Origin of the sequence: Paracoccus sp. SM22M-07, assembly GCF_001887735.1 — a bacterium.
Lineage (GTDB): Bacteria > Pseudomonadota > Alphaproteobacteria > Rhodobacterales > Rhodobacteraceae > Paracoccus.
In genome coordinates this window covers 36891-52155 of record NZ_JPKW01000018.1, presented here as the reverse complement: position 1 = coordinate 52155, position 15265 = coordinate 36891, and the positions used below count along the sequence as shown (strand labels likewise).

The window sequence follows — 15265 nt, the reverse complement described above, 5'->3', positions numbered from 1 at the left end:
CCGTCCAACCGCGCCTTCCAGCGCCGCCGTCCCGGCCCCTCAAGCGTTCCCGCCTTCGGTGAAGCGGTGTTTAGGCAAACCAACAAACAGACGCAAGCATAAAATTCATCGTTGCTGCATCTTTTCTGAAGAAAGCTCCAAAACCCCAGCAAACAGCGTTATTTCAGGCATTCTGAAAATTAGCCTGCATTCCTTCAGCCGCGATCAAATAGAGAATCCGATCGAACCGGACGCAAAAAGCGCGACCCGAACAGGCCGCGCTTTCGCATAACACATCGAAGGTCGTTGAAGAATCAGCGCTTCGAGAACTGGAAGCTGCGGCGTGCCTTGGCGCGACCATACTTCTTACGCTCGACCACGCGGCTGTCGCGGGTCAGGAAGCCTGCTGCCTTCAGCGCTGCGCGCAGGGCGGGCTGGTGCAGCTGCAATGCCTGGCTGATGCCGTGCTTAACGGCGCCGGCCTGGCCCGACAGACCGCCGCCCTTGACGGTTGCGGTCACGTCGTACTGACCGGCAACGCCCGCGACGTCGAACGGCTGACGCAGGATCATCTGCAGAACGGGACGCGCGAAATAGGCGTTGATGTCCTTGCCGTTCACGGTGACCTTGCCGGAGCCCGGCTTGACCCAGACCCGAGCAACTGCGTCTTTACGCTTGCCGGTCGCATAGGAACGACCCAGGTCGTCGATCTGCGCTTCGTGGACAACGGCGGTGGCTGCATCAGCCGAGGTGCCGGTGACGGCCGACTTCAGGTCGTCCAAGGTTTTGATGTCTTCGGCCATGCTCATGCGCTCCGGGTGTTTTTGGGGTTCAGGACCTTGACGTCCAGAACTTCGGGCTGCTGTGCTTCGTGACCATGCTCGGCGCCGGCATAGACGCGCAGATGGGTCATCTGCTGCTTGCCCAGCTTGTTGCGGCTGATCATGCGCTCGACGGCCTTGATCACCACGCGCTCGGGGTGCGCGCCTTCCAGAATCTGGCGTGCGGTGCGGTGCTTGATGCCGCCCGGGTGGCCAGTGTGCCAGAAGTATTTCTTGTCATCACGCTTCTTGCCGGTCATCTGCACCTTGTCGGCGTTGATGATGATGACATTGTCGCCCATATCCATGTGCGGCGTGTAGCTGGGCTTGTGCTTGCCCCGCAGGCGGTTGGCGACGATCGTAGCAAGACGGCCCAGAACGACGCCTTCGGCGTCGATCAGGATCCACTTCTTCTCGATATCCGCCGGTTTTGCGGTAAAGGTTTTCATCTGTCGTCCCTTCAGGGTCGTAATCATTCGAGATGGGGGTATATCGAAGATTGCGCCCCTTCCGTCAAGCCCGACATGCGCCAATATTGATATCAAAAACAATGACTTGAAATATAGGTATCAAAATACCCCATTTTATATCCCCTGTTTATCCCTGTTTCGGCGGAATCGAATAGGTCATCGAACAGCGTGCCACAGGCTCGGTCATGCCTTCCGATCGGATCAGGGCATCGGCCACCGCCAGAACGCGACCCAGTTTCAGGATGCGGCATTCGGCCAGCAGATCGACCCCGGCCACGGGCTTGCGCATGAAATCGATCGAGGCATTCGTCGTCACCGCCAACCCGACCGGCCCGATCCGCGACAGGATCGCGCAATAGACCGCCAGATCCGCCAGCGCGAACATCGACGGTCCGCTGACCGTGCCGCCCGGACGCAGATGACCCTGCCCCACCCGCAGCCGCGCCACCAGACTGTCCTCGCTCAGCGAATCGACGATATAATCGCCCGCCACCTGGGGAAACTCGGTTTCCAGAAACGCGTTCAGTGCCGCCGCATCCATGACAATCGTCATGCTTCCCCCCTCACATCCTTGCGCCCAAGCTGTCGTCAATCAGCAAGGGAATGCAAGACGGACTGGTCGCCAGGGCAAGGCATGATCTGACCCCTTTGGTCTGTTCGGGTCTCAGGATTCCTGCAGGGCCAAGACCAGCTGGACGAAATCCTCACCGCGTTTCTCGAAATTGGGGTATTGGTCAAAGCTGGCAGCCGCAGGAGCCAGCAGGACGGTATCCCCAGCCTCCGCCTCGGCAGCGGCGCGGGCCACGGCCTGTGCCATCGTCTCACAGATCTCATGCGGGGTCTTGCCGATCTCCAGCGCGAAATCGCGGGCCGAATGACCGATCAGATAGGCCTTGGCGACATTGCCCAGATGGGGCGCCAACGCGCTGATGCCCCCTTCCTTGCCCAGACCCCCGGCGATCCAGCGGATCTGGCTGAAGGCCTGCAACGCCTTCGCCGCGGCATCGACATTCGTGGCCTTGCTGTCATTGACATAGCGGACGCCGTTGATCTCGGCGACGGTCTGGCTGCGATGGGGCAGCCCGGTAAAGCTGTGCAGCGCCGCCTCGATCTGGCGCGGCGCCAGCCCCACAGCGCGACAGGCGGCATAGGCGGCACAGGCATTCTGATGGTTATGCGCGCCGGGCAACCCTTGGATCTGGCGCAGGTCGATCGAGGCCGCCTGCCGTCCCTTGCGGTATTCCGACAGGAACCCCTTGCGGGCAAAGACCGTCCAGGCCCCCTGCTCCAGCTTTTGCCCCGAAGAAATGCGGATCACCCGATCATCCGTCGGCCCGACGGCCAGCTGCCCCGCTAGGTAAAGACCCTCGGGCTCATCCACGCCGATCACGGCCCGATCCGGCCCGCCTTCTGCGAACAGCCGGCGCTTGGCCGCGAAATAGCCGCCATGACCGCTGTGCCGATCCAGGTGATCCGGCGACAGATTGGTGAAGACCGCCACATCCGGCGTCAGCGCCCGCGCCAGGTCGGTCTGATAGCTGGAGAGCTCCAGGACGACCACCTCTCCATCCGTCGCCGGTTCCAACGACAGGACGCCCGTCCCGATATTGCCGCCCATCTGGGTGGGTCGCCCGCATTCCTGCAGGATGTGATGGATCAGCGCCGTGGTGGTCGACTTGCCGTTCGACCCGGTCACCGCGATGACGCGCGGCGCGCGGTCGAAACTGTCCCAATCGGCGGTGGCATAGCTGCGAAAGAACAGCCCGATATCATTGTCCACCGGGATGCCAAGGCGATAGGCCTTTTCGATCACCGGATGCGGCGCAGGGTAAAGATGCGGGATCCCGGGACTGACGATCAATGCGGTCACGCCATGCCAGCTGTCGTCGCGTGTCAGATCCAGGATCCGCAATCCGGCATCCTGCGCGGCCTGGCGGGTATCGACCCCGTCATCCCATGCGACGACCTGCGCACCGCCGGCCGCAAGGGCCGCAGCCGTCGCCTTGCCGGAACGGCCCAGGCCCAGCACCGCGATGGTCTGGCCTTCAACGTCTTCAACGGGAATCATGCTGTCTTACCTGTACCGCAAATTGTCGCAACCTAGCGCAGCTTAAGCGTCGCCAGACCGATCAGCGCAAGGATCAAAGAGATGATCCAGAAACGGATGACGATCTGCGCCTCGCCCCAGCCCTTTTTTTCGAAATGGTGGTGGATGGGGGCCATCAGGAAGACGCGCTTGCCGGTTCTCTTGAAATAGAGGACCTGGATGATGACGCTCAGCGCCTCGACGACGAACAGGCCGCCGACGATGGCCAGGACGATCTCGTGCTTGGTAACGACGGCGATGGCACCAAGGGCGCCGCCCAGGGCAAGGCTGCCCGTGTCGCCCATGAAGACCGCCGCCGGGGGGGCGTTGTACCACAGAAAGCCCAGGCCCCCGCCGATCAGGGCGGCAACGAAGACCAGGATCTCGCCCGATCCCGGGACGTGGTGGACGCCAAGATATTCGGTGAAGTCGACGCGACCGACCGTATAGGCGATGACGCCAAGCGTTCCGGCGGCGATCATCACCGGCATGATGGCCAGACCGTCCAGCCCGTCCGTCAGGTTGACCGCATTGGCCGATCCGACGATCACGATCATCGCGAAGGGGATGAATAGGAAGGACATGTTGATCAGCACGTCCTTGAAGATCGGCAGGGCCAGCTGGTTGGACAGCTCAGCCGGGTGCAGCCAGCTGGCGGCGGCGGCGGCCAGTGCGGCGATCAGCAGGCCCAGACCCATGCGGACGCGCGAACTGACGCCCTTGGTGTTGTGTTTGGAGACCTTGGCATAGTCGTCGGCAAAGCCGATCCCGGCAAAGCCTGCCGTCACCAGCAGCACGATCCAGACATAGCCGTTGTCCAGTCGCGCCCAAAGCAGGGTGGTGAACATCAGCGCCGACAGGATCAGCAGCCCGCCCATCGTGGGCGTGCCGGCCTTGGACAGATGGCTTTCGGGACCGTCATCGCGGATCGGCTGGCCCTTCTTCTGGACACGCCGCAGATAGCTGATCAACGGGCGTCCGAAGATGAAGCCGAAGATCAGCGCGGTAAAGAACGCGGCCCCGGCCCGGAAGGTGATATAGCGGAAGAGGTTGAAGAAATCCCCCCCCTCGGACAGATGGCTGAGCCAATACAGCATGGCGTTATTCCTTTTCTTGGGCGGCACGCGCGCGCAGCGCGTCGACCACCGTCGAGATCCGCGAGGATTTCGATCCCTTGACCAGCACCACATCCCCGGCTTGCACCAGCTGCGGCAGCATTTCGGCCAATTCAGTTGCGTTTTGCGCCCAGAGGCCGCGCTTGGCCACGGGCAATTCGTCGTGCAGGTGCCGCATCAGCGGCCCCGCGCAATGCACCATGTCAACCTGCGCCATGGCCGGATCGCCGGCCACGTCGCGATGCATGGCGATCTCGTCCGCACCCAGTTCCAGCATGTCGCCCAGAATGGCCACGCGCCGCTGGCCCGTCAGCCCCGCCAGCGTGGCCAGACCCGCCGCCAGCGATGCCGGATTGGCATTGAAGGCATCGTCGATCAGCCGGATGCCATCCAGATCCTCGACCGCGCCGCGACCCTTGGGGGGCTGCCAATCGGCCATGGCCTTGGCGGCTGCCTTGACGTCGGCCCCCGCAGCCGCCAGCGCAGCCAGCACCCCCACCGCATTCATCGCGAAATGCCTGCCGGTCGTGGGCAGCGCAAAGATCACGGTCTCGCCCTGGATGCGGGCATGGCAGTTCAGCTTGCCGTCCAGGATCTGCGCGCGCATCAGCTTGGCCGCACCCTGTTCGCCAAAGCCCACCAGGATCGCCCCCGCCTCGTCGGCGCAATCGCGCAGGATCTGCGTGACCGGCAGTTCTTCGGGGATAATGGCGGTGCCGACAGCCTGAAGCCCTTGGAAGATGGCCCCCTTTTCGCGGGCGATGCCCTCGATCGCACCGAAGGCCTGCAGATGCGCGGGCGCGACGGTGGTGATCATCGCCACATGCGGGCGGGCCATGCGCGACAGGGGCGCGATTTCACCGGGATTGCTCATCCCGATCTCGATAATGGCGAAATCCGTGTCCCGGGGCATGCGCGCCAAGGTCAGCGGCACCCCCCAATGGTTGTTATAGCTGGCCTCGGCGGCATGAATGCGCCCCTGCCCCGCCAAGGCCACCCGCGCCATGTCCTTGGTCGAGGTCTTGCCGACCGATCCGGTGATCGCGATCACCTTTGCCCGGCTGCGGGCGCGCCCGGCGCGACCCAGATCCTCCAGCGCGGCCAGCACGTCCGGCACGATCAGCAGCGGCGCGTCAGGCGCGACGCCTTCGGGCCGATGGGTGACCATCGCGGCCCCGGCACCCTTGTCCAAGGCCTGCGCCACGAAATCATGCCCGTCACGCGCCGCCTGCAAGGCCACGAACAGATCGCCCTTGGCGATGGTGCGGGTGTCGATGGACACACCGTCCACCGACCAATCCCCCTGCGCCTGCCCGCCCGTGGCGGCGGCGGCTTCTGCCGCTGTCCAGAGGCTCATATCCGACCGTCCAGCGCGGCAACCGCGACCGAAGCCTGTTCGGCATCATCGAAGGGATAGACGTCGTGACCGACGATCTGGCCGGTCTCGTGCCCCTTGCCCGCGATCAGCAGCGCGTCACCCGGCTGCAACGCATCGACGCCGCGCAGGATCGCCTCGGCGCGGTCGGGAACCTCGGTCGCCTCGGGGCCGGCACCGGCCATCACGGCGGCGCGGATCAGCGCCGGGTCCTCGGTCCGGGGATTGTCGTCGGTCACGATGACCACATCGGCATGGTCGCGTGCGGCCTGCCCCATCAAGGGCCGCTTGCCGGTATCGCGATCGCCACCCGCCCCCATCACCACGACGATGCGGCCCATCACATGCGGGCGCAGCGATTGCAGCGCCGCGATCAGCGCGCCGGGCTTGTGGGCGTAATCGACAAAGACCGCCGCGCCGTTTTCACGCTGCGCGGCCAGTTGCATCCGCCCCCGCACGGTCGCCAGACGCGGCAGCGTCGCGATGATCGCATCCGCCGCATCGCCCGTGGCCAGGCACAGGCCCATCGCCGCCAGCACGTTTTCCGCCTGGAACCCGCCGATCAGGCCCAACCGCACCATATGCGTCTGACCCATCACCGAAAAGCGCAGGTCCTGCCCCGTCGCGTCATAGCGCTGGCCCAGAATCCGCAGCATCGCGTCCGAATGGGTGCCGACCGTCGTGACCGCCAGACCGCGATCCGTGGCGATGTCCAGCATCTGACGACCGCGCGGGCTGTCGATGTTGATGACCGCAGCCGCGCCGTCCTGCAGGATGTGGTTGAACAGCAGCGCCTTGGCCGCGAAATATTCATCAAAGCCCGCGTGGTAATCAAGGTGATCCTGGCTGAAATTGGTGAAAGCCCCGGCCTGCACGCGAACCCCGTCCAGGCGACGCTGATCAAGACCGTGGCTTGAGGCCTCCATCGCGGCATGGGTGACGCCCGCGCGGGTGGCTTCGGCCAGAACGCGGTGCAGGGTCAGCGGATCGGGTGTGGTATGGGCCAGCTTGGCGCTGTAATCGCCCTCGACCCCCATGGTGCCCAGGCTGATCGCGCCATGGCCCAGCATCTGCCAGATCTGGCGGGTAAAGCTGGCCACGCTGGTCTTGCCCGAGGTGCCGGTCACCGCGACCAGATGTTCGGGCTGCCAGCGGAACCACAGCGACGCGGCGCTGGCCAGGGCCGCGCGCGGGTCCTCGGCCACGACCAATGCGCCATTCCAATCGGCCAGCAGGTCGGCTGCGATCCGGGCGCCCTCGCGGTCGGTCAGGATGGCGGCGGCCTCCATGCGCAGGGCGTATTGGATGAACTCGCCGCCATGGACCGCCGATCCAGGCAGCGCCGCGAACAGGTGCCCCGGCTTGATCGTGCGGCTGTCGATCGACAGGCCGGTGATTTCGGGATCGCGCCCATCGCGTGCGCGCAACCCCAGTTGCGAAAGCGTCACTCTGTCCTGGCTCACAGTCCCACCCGTCATTGATTTGCGACGAGCTTTATCCCACTCGGTTCCCGGGGTTCAACACGGGGTTCGAACCGGGCACGGATCGTCGGCAGATTTTCGTCACCCTTGGGCGACAGGCCCAACAGGGGGCCGATGCGACGGATCAGTTCGGCCGCCACGGGAACGGTGGTGTTGCCCGCGGTGCGGCTTTCGCTGCCATAGGCGGTTTCGACGCTCGGTTCGTCCAGGGACACGATCAGCACGTATTTGGGGTCGCTGGCCGGAAAGATCGAGGCGAAGGTCGCCAGCACCTTGTTCTTGTAATATCCGCCACTGGGGCGCGGCTTGTCGGCGGTGCCGGTCTTGCCGGCGACCTCATAGCCCGGGACATCCGCCTGCCGGGCGGTCCCGCGGGTGACGACCTGGCGCAGCATGTCGATGGACATGGCGGCAGAACGCGGCGTCAGGATCTGTTCGCCTTCGGGGCGCTTGCGGCCATGAACCAGCGTCGGCGTCACGCGATGCCCGTTATTGGCGATGGTGGCATAGGCCGTGGCCAGGTGCAGGGGGCTCGCGGCAAGGCCGTGACCAAAGCTGACGGTGGCCGCGGTCACGGCAGGCCAGCGCTGCGGCACCAGCGGCTGACCGGTCGAGGCCTCGACCAGCTCGATCGGGGTCGCGTCGAACAGACCCAGCTTCTGCAGGAAGTCCTTCTGCCGGTCGACACCGATCATCTGCGCGATCCGCACCGTCCCCACGTTCGATGATTTCACGATGATGTCCGTCGCGCTCAGAACGTCGCCGTAATTGTGGAAATCGTTGATGCGAAACTTGCCGATCCGGATCGGCGTCTTGCCGCTGATCCCGGTCGAGGGATTGATCAGCCCCAGGTCCAGCGCCTGCGCGATCGGGAAGATCTTGAAGGTGGACCCCAGTTCATATTGGCCCTGGACCACGCGGTTGAACAGAGGGCTGTCTGATGCATCGCCCGTCAGAAGGGGGCGCGGGCGGTCGTTGGGATCGAAATCGGGAAGGCTGGCCATGGCCAGAACCTCACCCGTGGACACCTCCATCAGGACGCCGGAGGCGCCCTTGGCATTCATCACGTCCATGCCCGAAGCCAGCACCTCCTCCATCGCCTGCTGCAGCGTCAGGTCGATGGACAGCGACAGCGGCGCGCCGGAATTGGCCGGATCGCGCAGCCAGGCGTCGAACGCCTTCTCGACGCCCGCGATGCCGATCACCTCGGCGCTGTTCACGCCCTCGTTGCCAAAGCCCGATCCGCCCAGGATGTGACCCGCCACATCGCCATTGGGATAGATGCGCATCTCGCGCGGGCCGAACAGCAGGCCGGGTTCGCCGATGTCATGGACCGCCTGCATCTGTTCGGGACTGATCTTGCGCTTGATCCACATGAACTTGCGATTGCCGGTGAAATCCTCCTTCAGCTGCTCCAGCTCAAGATCGGGAAAGATCCGGGCCAGCCCTTCGGCCGCAGCGATCGGATCGACCATCTGATGGGGATGGGCATAGATCGAATGCGTCAGCAGGTTCGTCGCCAGGATGCGCCCTCGCCGGTCGGTGATGTCGGCCCGCTGCGACATGATCTGCGATGACAGCACCTGGGCGCGCGGTTCGGACGGCTGGCTGGAAGCCAAGGCCCCCATCCGCACGCCCACCGTTCCGAAGGCCAGCAGGAAACATCCCGCCATCAGCATCAGCCGCCCCTCGGCGCGGCGGCGGGCCCGGTCCTGCAGGGCCTCGTGGCGCAGGCGCCTGTTCTCGGCCTCGATATCGTCGGGGTCCTCGCCACGTTCGCGTGCGCGCAGGATGCGGGCCAAGGGACGCAAGGGTGTGCGGATCATGGCTGAACCTCGGGGGTTGCAATGCCTTCCAGGACGACCAGCGGATCGACCGGAGCGGGCGGTTTGGGATAATCGATATTGTCGAGCGCGATGAACTGCCCCGTCTCGACCGGGATCAGCTGCAGGCGGTCAAAGTTCAGATCGACCAGCTGGCGCAGGCGCTCGGGTCGGTTCAAATAGGCCCATTCGGCGCGCAGGACGCCCAGCTCCTCGCGCAGGGATGCGATCTGGCGCTGGACCTGCGCCATCTCTCCGATGGCGGCCTGCGTGGCATAGTTTTCGCGATAGGCCCAGAAGGCCAGACCCATCACCACCAGTATCCCGGCGAAATAGGTGATCGAACGCATCAGCCCTTCCCCTTGCCCGGCAGGCGCGGCATGGCCAGCGCCTTGGCATCGACATCGCCCGCGGGGGCATCCGTGCGCACGCCCACCCGCAACAGCGCCGAGCGCGCGCGCGGGTTCACGTCCAGCTCATCGGGGTCGGGACCGATGGCGCGGCGGAAGGGCATGGTGAAGGCGGGGGTCACCAGTTCGGTCACCGGCGCATAACGGTTCCCCGCCCCGCCCGCATCAGACCGCGCCTGCAGGAAGCGCTTGACGATCCGGTCCTCCAGCGAATGGAAGCTGACGACCGCCAACTGGCCACCGGGCTTCAGCGCGCGTTCGGCCGCGGAAAGCCCCGCGACCAGCTGGCCGAATTCGTCATTCACCCAAATGCGGATCGCCTGGAAGCTGCGCGTCGCTGGATGGCTCTGGCCGAATTTCGGGCGCGGCAGGCAGGATGCGACCACTTCTGCCAATTGCGCCGTGCGGGTCAGCGGACGTGCCGCGACGATCGCCTTGGCGATGCGACGCGAGGCACGTTCCTCTCCGTAATGATAAAGGACATCGGCGATCACGCTTTCTTCGGCGGTGTTCAGCAGATCGGCGGCCGAAGGCACATCGCCCCCCATCCGCATGTCCAGCGGTCCGTCGCGCATGAAGGAAAAGCCGCGATCGGCCTGATCCAGCTGCATCGAGCTGACGCCCAGGTCCAAAACAACCCCGTCCAACTTTTCGCCAGCCAGCCGGCCCATATCGGAAAACGTGCCCTCGACCAGGGTCAGCCGGTCGCCATGCTCGCCCCGCCACGCATCCGCCATCGCAAAGACGGAGGGGTCGCGGTCAACGCCGATGACCTTGTCGGCCCCGGCGGCCAAAAGACCGCGGGCATAGCCCCCCGCGCCAAAGGTGCCGTCCAGCCAGACACCGCCGACAGGCGCCACGGCGCGCAGCAGCGGGTTCAGAAGAACGGGGATATGCGGATCGGCCATGGGCTTACCCCTGTTCGGATTGATGCAGGAAGGCGCGGGGGTCGAAGCCCGGCCCATGCTGTGCGGTGAATTCTTCAAGCGCCTCGACATCCTTGGGTCGTGAATCGGGGGCATAGACCTGGACGTAATCCCCGCGCGATTCGAAGATCGTTTCCGACCCTTCGGAAAAGCCCAGCTTTTCGCGCAGCTTCGCAGGCAGCACCAGGCGGCCTTCGCGGTCGATCTCAAGGTCGGTGGATTGTCCGTTCATCAACAGCTCCAGCCAGCGGCGTTCCTGGCTGCCGCGGGTCAGGCGGTCGATCTGTTCGTCGATTTCTTCGATGGCCTCGATGCTGTACAGCTCCAGCCAGTTCCACCAATCGGGACCATAGACGGCGACCAGCTGGGTGCGGCCGTTCGCGGCGGATGCGAAACCGGGATCGCCCGCGTCGAAGACGCGTCTGAGGCGCGCGGGAATCGACATGCGACCCTTGCTGTCAACCTTGACGGTTTCGGTGCCTCTGAACTTACGCGCCACCTTTGCGCCCGCCCTCACTGTCCTGCCCCTTTCGGACCTCCGAAAGAGAAAGGGCGGACCGAGCTGCTGCCACTGCCCGATCCGCCGCCCTCGTTCCCGTTACCCGGGCCCCTTTGCGGGGTTGGTCGCCTGCCCTGTCGCGCGCCACCTTGGGGTTGGTGCTGCTCGCACGCGCGGGCCGGTCTGTTTGGAAAACGGATGCCTGTATGAAGTCTGCTTCGCCTTCACGGGGTCTTTGGTGCCCCGTTTATCTGCCCGTTTTCGTGATCTGGTTGTGCCATGGGAATTCATGGGAAGCAACGGTATTATTGGGCCATGTACCGCATTCCGCCGATGCAAAAACCTGCATATACGGCGTCGAATCGCGTTAGCTCGCCAAATTTACGCAACCTGTAGTATTGTGACATTTGAACAACACTAAATATGGAAATTTCTGTGGCAGGTCGTTTTCTGACCAACTGCGGCAGCTGCGGCACAGTTCGGGACTGATCAAGCGCGAACTGCGCCAGATTTCCAAGAAATGCCGACACCAGTTCACAGCTCCTCACGAAAAAGGGAGGCCGCTGGTGCGGCCCCCCGTGAATTCCCAAGCTGCCCCTCGAATCCGGTGGGAATCAGGCGATGCCGTCCTGGACCAGCCGTTCGGCAAGGCGCGCATAGGCTTCGGCCACCTTCCCCTCGCCCAGGGCCACCGGGCGGCCCGAGTCACCCGCCAGACGCACTTCCAGCTCCAGCGGCAGCTCGCCCAGGAAGGGCAGCCCCAGCGTCTCCGCCTCGGAGGCGACGCCGCCATGGCCGAACAGATGCGCCTCGTGGCCGCAACTGGGACATATGTAAGAGGACATGTTCTCGATCAGCCCCAGGACGGGCGTCTTCAGCTTGCCGAACATGTCGATGGCGCGGCGCGCATCCAACAGTGCCACGTCCTGCGGCGTCGACACGATGATCGCCCCCGTGACGGGCGCCTTCTGGCACAGGCTCAGCTGCACATCCCCCGTGCCCGGCGGCAGGTCGATCAGCAGGACATCCAGCTCGCCCCAGTTCACCTGTTGCAGCAACTGCTGCAGGGCACCCATCAGCATGGGGCCGCGCCAGACCAGCGCCTCGCCTTCCTTCAGCATCAGACCGATGGACATGACGGTGACGCCATGCGCGTGCAGCGGTTCGATCCGCTGGCCGTCGGGGCTGGCGGGGCGTCCGGACAGGCCCATCATCCGCGGCTGCGAGGGACCATAGATGTCGGCATCCAGCAGGCCCACCTTGCGACCTGCGCGGGCCAGGGCCACGGCAAGGTTCGACGTGACGGTCGATTTGCCGACGCCGCCCTTGCCCGAACCGATGGCGATGATGTTGCTAACGCCGGGAATGGCCTGGGGGCCCGCCTGCGGCTTGGGGTGCCCGCCGATCTTCAGCGAGGGCGCATCGCCCGACACGGCCTTCGGGGGCGCGGGCTTGGCGGGGGCGGTCATGACGATCTGGACCGCCGTCACCTCGGGCAGGGCGGCGACGCGGGCCTTGGCCTCGGCTTCGACGGGTTCATAGGCCTTGGCGGTGGCGGCATTCTCGACCTCAAGGACGAATCGCACCGTCCCCGCATCGATGGAAATGGCCCTGACAATATCGGCCGCACCCAGCGTTCCCCCCTGCGGAAGGGGAATATCCGAGATTGCCGTAAGGATCGCTTCGCGGGTGACGGGCATGTGAAAAACCTGTGTCTTGTTTGCTGGACACCATGAAGCACAGAAGCCAGCGCCTCAACACCCCCTGCGACAAACTGATCCCGCTATGCACTAACCGCTTTCAATTGCTGCGATTTTGCAGCCGCAGCGTGAACGCTAACGAATGTATTGTTTCAATTTTATGACGTCATATCATCGACAAGGCGGTTGATAGGTCAGGAATAGTCATGCGTTTGCTGCATGGCAGCATTCGCAAACCGTGCGTTGTGCATCGCGGCCCCAAGGTCCATCTTCATTCCAACGAAACGCCGTACCAATCCGGGTCCGGCAGACGAGATGAACCGAAAGGATACCCACCATGGCTGTTTTCGCCCAAGCACAGAACGTCGCCGTTGACACCGGTCTTCGTGGCCGCTTTCTGACCGCGATCCAGCGTATGCAGGAAAACCGCGCCCGTCGCGCCGTTTACCGCCAGACCGTGCGTGAACTCAATGCGCTGACGACCCGCGATCTGGACGATCTGGGCATCAATCGCACCATGATCACCCGCCTGGCACGCGAAGCCGCATACGGCTCGGCCCAGTAAGAATTCGAATTCCCGACCACCTCCTCCTCCCTGTGGTCGGGACCGGCGACATCCCTTTCTCCTCCTCCCTGAGGGATGTCGCCCAAAGTTACGCCGGAACCCGATCCTCCTCCCCGGGTTTCAAGCGGAAGACGGCGACCTCCTCCTCCCTGAGGTCGCCGCACCAGACATAGCCGCCCCATTCGCGGCAACCAGATACGCCGGGTCTCCTCCTCCTCCCTGAGACCCCGGTGTTCGCGGTGAAGGCCCTCCTCCTCCCTGGCCGACACCGCACCCCAAACGCGGCCCCTCCTCCTCCCTGGGCCGGCGTTGCGCGGCGACCCCCTCCTCCTCCCTGGGGTCGCCGCATCCCACATAGCCGCCTCATCTGCGGCAACCGGATACGCCGGGTCTCCTCTTCCTCCCTGAGACCCCGGTGTTCGCGGTGAAGGCCCTCCTCCTCCCTGGCCGACACCGCACCCCAAACGCGGCCCCTCCTCCTCCCTGGGCCAGCGTTGCGCGGCGACCCCCTCCTCCTCCCTGGGGTCGCCGCATTTTCATGTCAGCGGAACCCTGCCCCAGGTCGCGCATTCCCACCTTGGAACATGCGAACCGGAGGCATCATGATTCTGCGCAAGGGAACCAAGGTCGAATGGAACTGGTCCGGCCATACCGCGACCGGAACGATCACCCAGATCTTCCACGATGACGTCAGCCGCCAGATCAAGGGCAGCACCGTCACCCGCAAGGCCAGCCAGGACGACCCCGCCTATCTGATCGAACAGGATGACGGCGATCAGGTCCTGAAGGGCAGGTCCGAGCTGAAGCGCGCCGATTGACGTCTTTCCGCGCCCGCAGAAGGGCGCTAAGCGTGGCGGATGCTCAGTTATCAACACGCCTATCATGCAGGAAACCTGGCCGATCTGCACAAGCACGCGTTGCTTGCGGTGGCCATGGAATACCTGGCCCGCAAGGACAAGCCGCTGTCCTATCTGGAAACCCATGCCGGCCGGGGCCTCTATGACCTGACCGGCGCCGAAGCGCTGAAGACCGGAGAGGCCGAAGCGGGCATCACTCGCGCCGCCGCCGACGGCTGGTTGCCCGACGACCATCCGCTGATGGATGCCCTTGCCGCGATCCGCCGGTCGCGCGGTGCCCATGTCTATCCCGGATCACCCCTGGTCGCGGCGCATTTCATCCGTCCCGATGACCGCATCCATCTGGCCGAACTGCACCCCGCCGAACATCAGGCCCTGCGCGCCGTGGCCGGATTTGCCACCCTGCACGCCCGTGACGGCTTCGAGATGGCGCAGGCCCAATGCCCCCCCACCCCCCGGCGCGGCATGATGCTGATCGACCCCAGCTATGAGATCAAGGCCGAGTACGACATCGTCCCCCGCCAGATCGGCCTCTTGGCGCGCAAGTGGAATGTCGGTGTCATCGCCCTGTGGTATCCGATCCTGACGGATCACCGGCATCTGGCGATGACGGCGCAACTGACCAGCCAGTTCCCCGACGCCCTGCTGTCCGAGGTCGGCTTTCCACCCGCGCGTCCGGGCCATTCCATGATCGGGTCCGGCATGTTCGTGATCAACCCGCCTTGGGGCCTGACCGAAGAGGCGCGCCGGCTGGAAGCGGTGTTCCGCACCCGCGCCTGACAAGATGCATGACGGGGATTCCCCCGCCGGTTGCGCTGTGGCATGATCCGCAGTGCCAAAAGGAACAACCCCATGCCTCAACGCCTGTCGATCGGCGCGACCGTCTATCTTGTCGTCATCTGCGCGCTTGGTCTCTATTTCGCCTTTGCGGCGGTGCAGGGGCCGTCGGGCATCTTGCGCCGCATCCAGATCGAGGCCGAGACCGCCGAACTGGAAAGTCAGCGTGACGCCCTGCGGGCCGAGGTCGAGCAGATCCAGAACCTGACCCACCGCCTGTCGGACGATTATCTGGACATCGACCTGCTCGATGAACGCGCCCGCGAGGTGCTGGGGCTGTTGCGTTCGGATGAAATCATCCTGCGCTAAGCTGCGTCGCGG

The 15265-nt window shown here is 64.6% G+C and carries 17 protein-coding genes; 5 read left to right on the top strand and 12 right to left on the bottom strand.

Annotation, left to right across the window (positions count from 1 at the left end):
- Nucleotides 1–271: hypothetical protein (locus IE00_RS20425; protein WP_205949706.1), on the top strand; the 271-nt coding region annotated here is incomplete at its 5' end.
- 22 nt (nucleotides 272–293) lie between these two features.
- Here the strand turns inward: IE00_RS20425 and rpsI are convergent.
- From rpsI to IE00_RS17660, 12 genes are all read right to left on the bottom strand, one after another.
- Nucleotides 294–782 (bottom strand): 30S ribosomal protein S9, encoded by a 489-nt coding sequence (gene rpsI, locus IE00_RS17715; protein ID WP_072298517.1) that lies wholly within the window; start codon nucleotides 780–782, stop codon nucleotides 294–296.
- A 2-nt stretch (nucleotides 783–784) separates the two neighbouring features.
- Entirely contained in the window at nucleotides 785–1249 is a 465-nt protein-coding gene (gene rplM, locus IE00_RS17710; protein ID WP_072298516.1) for a 50S ribosomal protein L13, read from the bottom strand.
- Nucleotides 1250–1397: 148 nt separating this feature from the next.
- Nucleotides 1398–1823: a PaaI family thioesterase gene (locus tag IE00_RS17705; protein WP_072298515.1), complete on the bottom strand. Its 426-nt coding sequence runs from the start codon at nucleotides 1821–1823 to the stop codon at nucleotides 1398–1400.
- A 111-nt stretch (nucleotides 1824–1934) separates the two neighbouring features.
- A complete protein-coding gene (gene murD, locus IE00_RS17700) occupies nucleotides 1935–3338 on the bottom strand; it encodes a UDP-N-acetylmuramoyl-L-alanine--D-glutamate ligase (RefSeq protein WP_072298514.1) in 1404 nt (467 codons plus the stop codon).
- Nucleotides 3339–3370: 32 nt separating this feature from the next.
- Nucleotides 3371–4453 (bottom strand): phospho-N-acetylmuramoyl-pentapeptide-transferase, encoded by a 1083-nt coding sequence (mraY, locus tag IE00_RS17695; protein ID WP_072298513.1) that lies wholly within the window; start codon nucleotides 4451–4453, stop codon nucleotides 3371–3373.
- 4 nt (nucleotides 4454–4457) lie between these two features.
- On the bottom strand, nucleotides 4458–5828 hold the full coding sequence (gene murF / locus IE00_RS17690; protein WP_072298512.1) for a UDP-N-acetylmuramoyl-tripeptide--D-alanyl-D-alanine ligase: 1371 nt from the start codon (nucleotides 5826–5828) through the stop codon (nucleotides 4458–4460).
- Nucleotides 5825–7324: a UDP-N-acetylmuramoyl-L-alanyl-D-glutamate--2,6-diaminopimelate ligase gene (locus tag IE00_RS17685; protein ID WP_170864201.1), complete on the bottom strand. Its 1500-nt coding sequence runs from the start codon at nucleotides 7322–7324 to the stop codon at nucleotides 5825–5827. Before IE00_RS17685 ends, murF begins: the two co-directional genes overlap by 4 nt.
- Nucleotides 7321–9153 (bottom strand): penicillin-binding protein 2, encoded by a 1833-nt coding sequence (locus IE00_RS17680; protein ID WP_072298510.1) that lies wholly within the window; start codon nucleotides 9151–9153, stop codon nucleotides 7321–7323. The genes IE00_RS17685 and IE00_RS17680 overlap by 4 nt, the downstream gene beginning before the upstream one ends.
- On the bottom strand, nucleotides 9150–9500 hold the full coding sequence (locus IE00_RS17675; protein WP_072298509.1) for a cell division protein FtsL: 351 nt from the start codon (nucleotides 9498–9500) through the stop codon (nucleotides 9150–9152). Before IE00_RS17675 ends, IE00_RS17680 begins: the two co-directional genes overlap by 4 nt.
- Complete coding sequence (gene rsmH, locus IE00_RS17670; protein ID WP_072298508.1) at nucleotides 9500–10468, bottom strand: 16S rRNA (cytosine(1402)-N(4))-methyltransferase RsmH; 969 nt, start codon at nucleotides 10466–10468, stop codon at nucleotides 9500–9502. The genes IE00_RS17675 and rsmH overlap by 1 nt, the downstream gene beginning before the upstream one ends.
- Before the next feature lie 4 nt (nucleotides 10469–10472).
- Entirely contained in the window at nucleotides 10473–10985 is a 513-nt protein-coding gene (locus IE00_RS17665; RefSeq protein WP_072298526.1) for a division/cell wall cluster transcriptional repressor MraZ, read from the bottom strand.
- A 614-nt stretch (nucleotides 10986–11599) separates the two neighbouring features.
- Nucleotides 11600–12685, bottom strand: a complete 1086-nt coding sequence (locus IE00_RS17660; protein ID WP_072298507.1) for an Mrp/NBP35 family ATP-binding protein — start codon at nucleotides 12683–12685, stop codon at nucleotides 11600–11602.
- A 337-nt stretch (nucleotides 12686–13022) separates the two neighbouring features.
- On the opposite strand from IE00_RS17660, the gene IE00_RS17655 reads away from it, so the two are divergent.
- The 4 genes from IE00_RS17655 (at nucleotide 13023) to IE00_RS17640 (ending at nucleotide 15253) form a co-directional block, all read left to right on the top strand.
- Complete coding sequence (locus tag IE00_RS17655; protein ID WP_083554500.1) at nucleotides 13023–13250, top strand: DUF1127 domain-containing protein; 228 nt, start codon at nucleotides 13023–13025, stop codon at nucleotides 13248–13250.
- Nucleotides 13251–13852: 602 nt separating this feature from the next.
- Nucleotides 13853–14068: a DUF2945 domain-containing protein gene (locus tag IE00_RS17650; protein WP_139291520.1), complete on the top strand. Its 216-nt coding sequence runs from the start codon at nucleotides 13853–13855 to the stop codon at nucleotides 14066–14068.
- 39 nt (nucleotides 14069–14107) lie between these two features.
- A complete protein-coding gene (locus IE00_RS17645; protein WP_072298505.1) occupies nucleotides 14108–14887 on the top strand; it encodes a 23S rRNA (adenine(2030)-N(6))-methyltransferase RlmJ in 780 nt (259 codons plus the stop codon).
- Between the two features lie 72 nt (nucleotides 14888–14959).
- On the top strand, nucleotides 14960–15253 hold the full coding sequence (locus tag IE00_RS17640; RefSeq protein WP_072298504.1) for a septum formation initiator family protein: 294 nt from the start codon (nucleotides 14960–14962) through the stop codon (nucleotides 15251–15253).
- The last annotated feature ends 12 nt before the right edge of the window (nucleotides 15254–15265 follow it).

Excerpts from the sequence above, each read along its gene's own strand:
- rpsI (WP_072298517.1), bottom strand. The coding sequence starts at position 782 with ATGGCCGAAGACATCAAAACCTTGGACGACCTGAAGTCGGCCGTCACC.
- rplM (WP_072298516.1), bottom strand. The coding sequence starts at position 1,249 with ATGAAAACCTTTACCGCAAAACCGGCGGATATCGAGAAGAAGTGGATC.
- IE00_RS17705 (WP_072298515.1), bottom strand. The coding sequence starts at position 1,823 with ATGACGATTGTCATGGATGCGGCGGCACTGAACGCGTTTCTGGAAACC.
- murD (WP_072298514.1), bottom strand. The coding sequence starts at position 3,338 with ATGATTCCCGTTGAAGACGTTGAAGGCCAGACCATCGCGGTGCTGGGC.
- mraY (WP_072298513.1), bottom strand. The coding sequence starts at position 4,453 with ATGCTGTATTGGCTCAGCCATCTGTCCGAGGGGGGGGATTTCTTCAAC.
- murF (WP_072298512.1), bottom strand. The coding sequence starts at position 5,828 with ATGAGCCTCTGGACAGCGGCAGAAGCCGCCGCCGCCACGGGCGGGCAG.
- IE00_RS17685 (WP_170864201.1), bottom strand. The coding sequence starts at position 7,324 with ATGACGGGTGGGACTGTGAGCCAGGACAGAGTGACGCTTTCGCAACTG.
- IE00_RS17680 (WP_072298510.1), bottom strand. The coding sequence starts at position 9,153 with ATGATCCGCACACCCTTGCGTCCCTTGGCCCGCATCCTGCGCGCACGC.
- IE00_RS17675 (WP_072298509.1), bottom strand. The coding sequence starts at position 9,500 with ATGCGTTCGATCACCTATTTCGCCGGGATACTGGTGGTGATGGGTCTG.
- rsmH (WP_072298508.1), bottom strand. The coding sequence starts at position 10,468 with ATGGCCGATCCGCATATCCCCGTTCTTCTGAACCCGCTGCTGCGCGCC.
- IE00_RS17660 (WP_072298507.1), bottom strand. The coding sequence starts at position 12,685 with ATGCCCGTCACCCGCGAAGCGATCCTTACGGCAATCTCGGATATTCCC.
- IE00_RS17655 (WP_083554500.1), top strand. The coding sequence starts at position 13,023 with ATGGCTGTTTTCGCCCAAGCACAGAACGTCGCCGTTGACACCGGTCTT.
- IE00_RS17650 (WP_139291520.1), top strand. The coding sequence starts at position 13,853 with ATGATTCTGCGCAAGGGAACCAAGGTCGAATGGAACTGGTCCGGCCAT.
- IE00_RS17645 (WP_072298505.1), top strand. The coding sequence starts at position 14,108 with ATGCTCAGTTATCAACACGCCTATCATGCAGGAAACCTGGCCGATCTG.
- IE00_RS17640 (WP_072298504.1), top strand. The coding sequence starts at position 14,960 with ATGCCTCAACGCCTGTCGATCGGCGCGACCGTCTATCTTGTCGTCATC.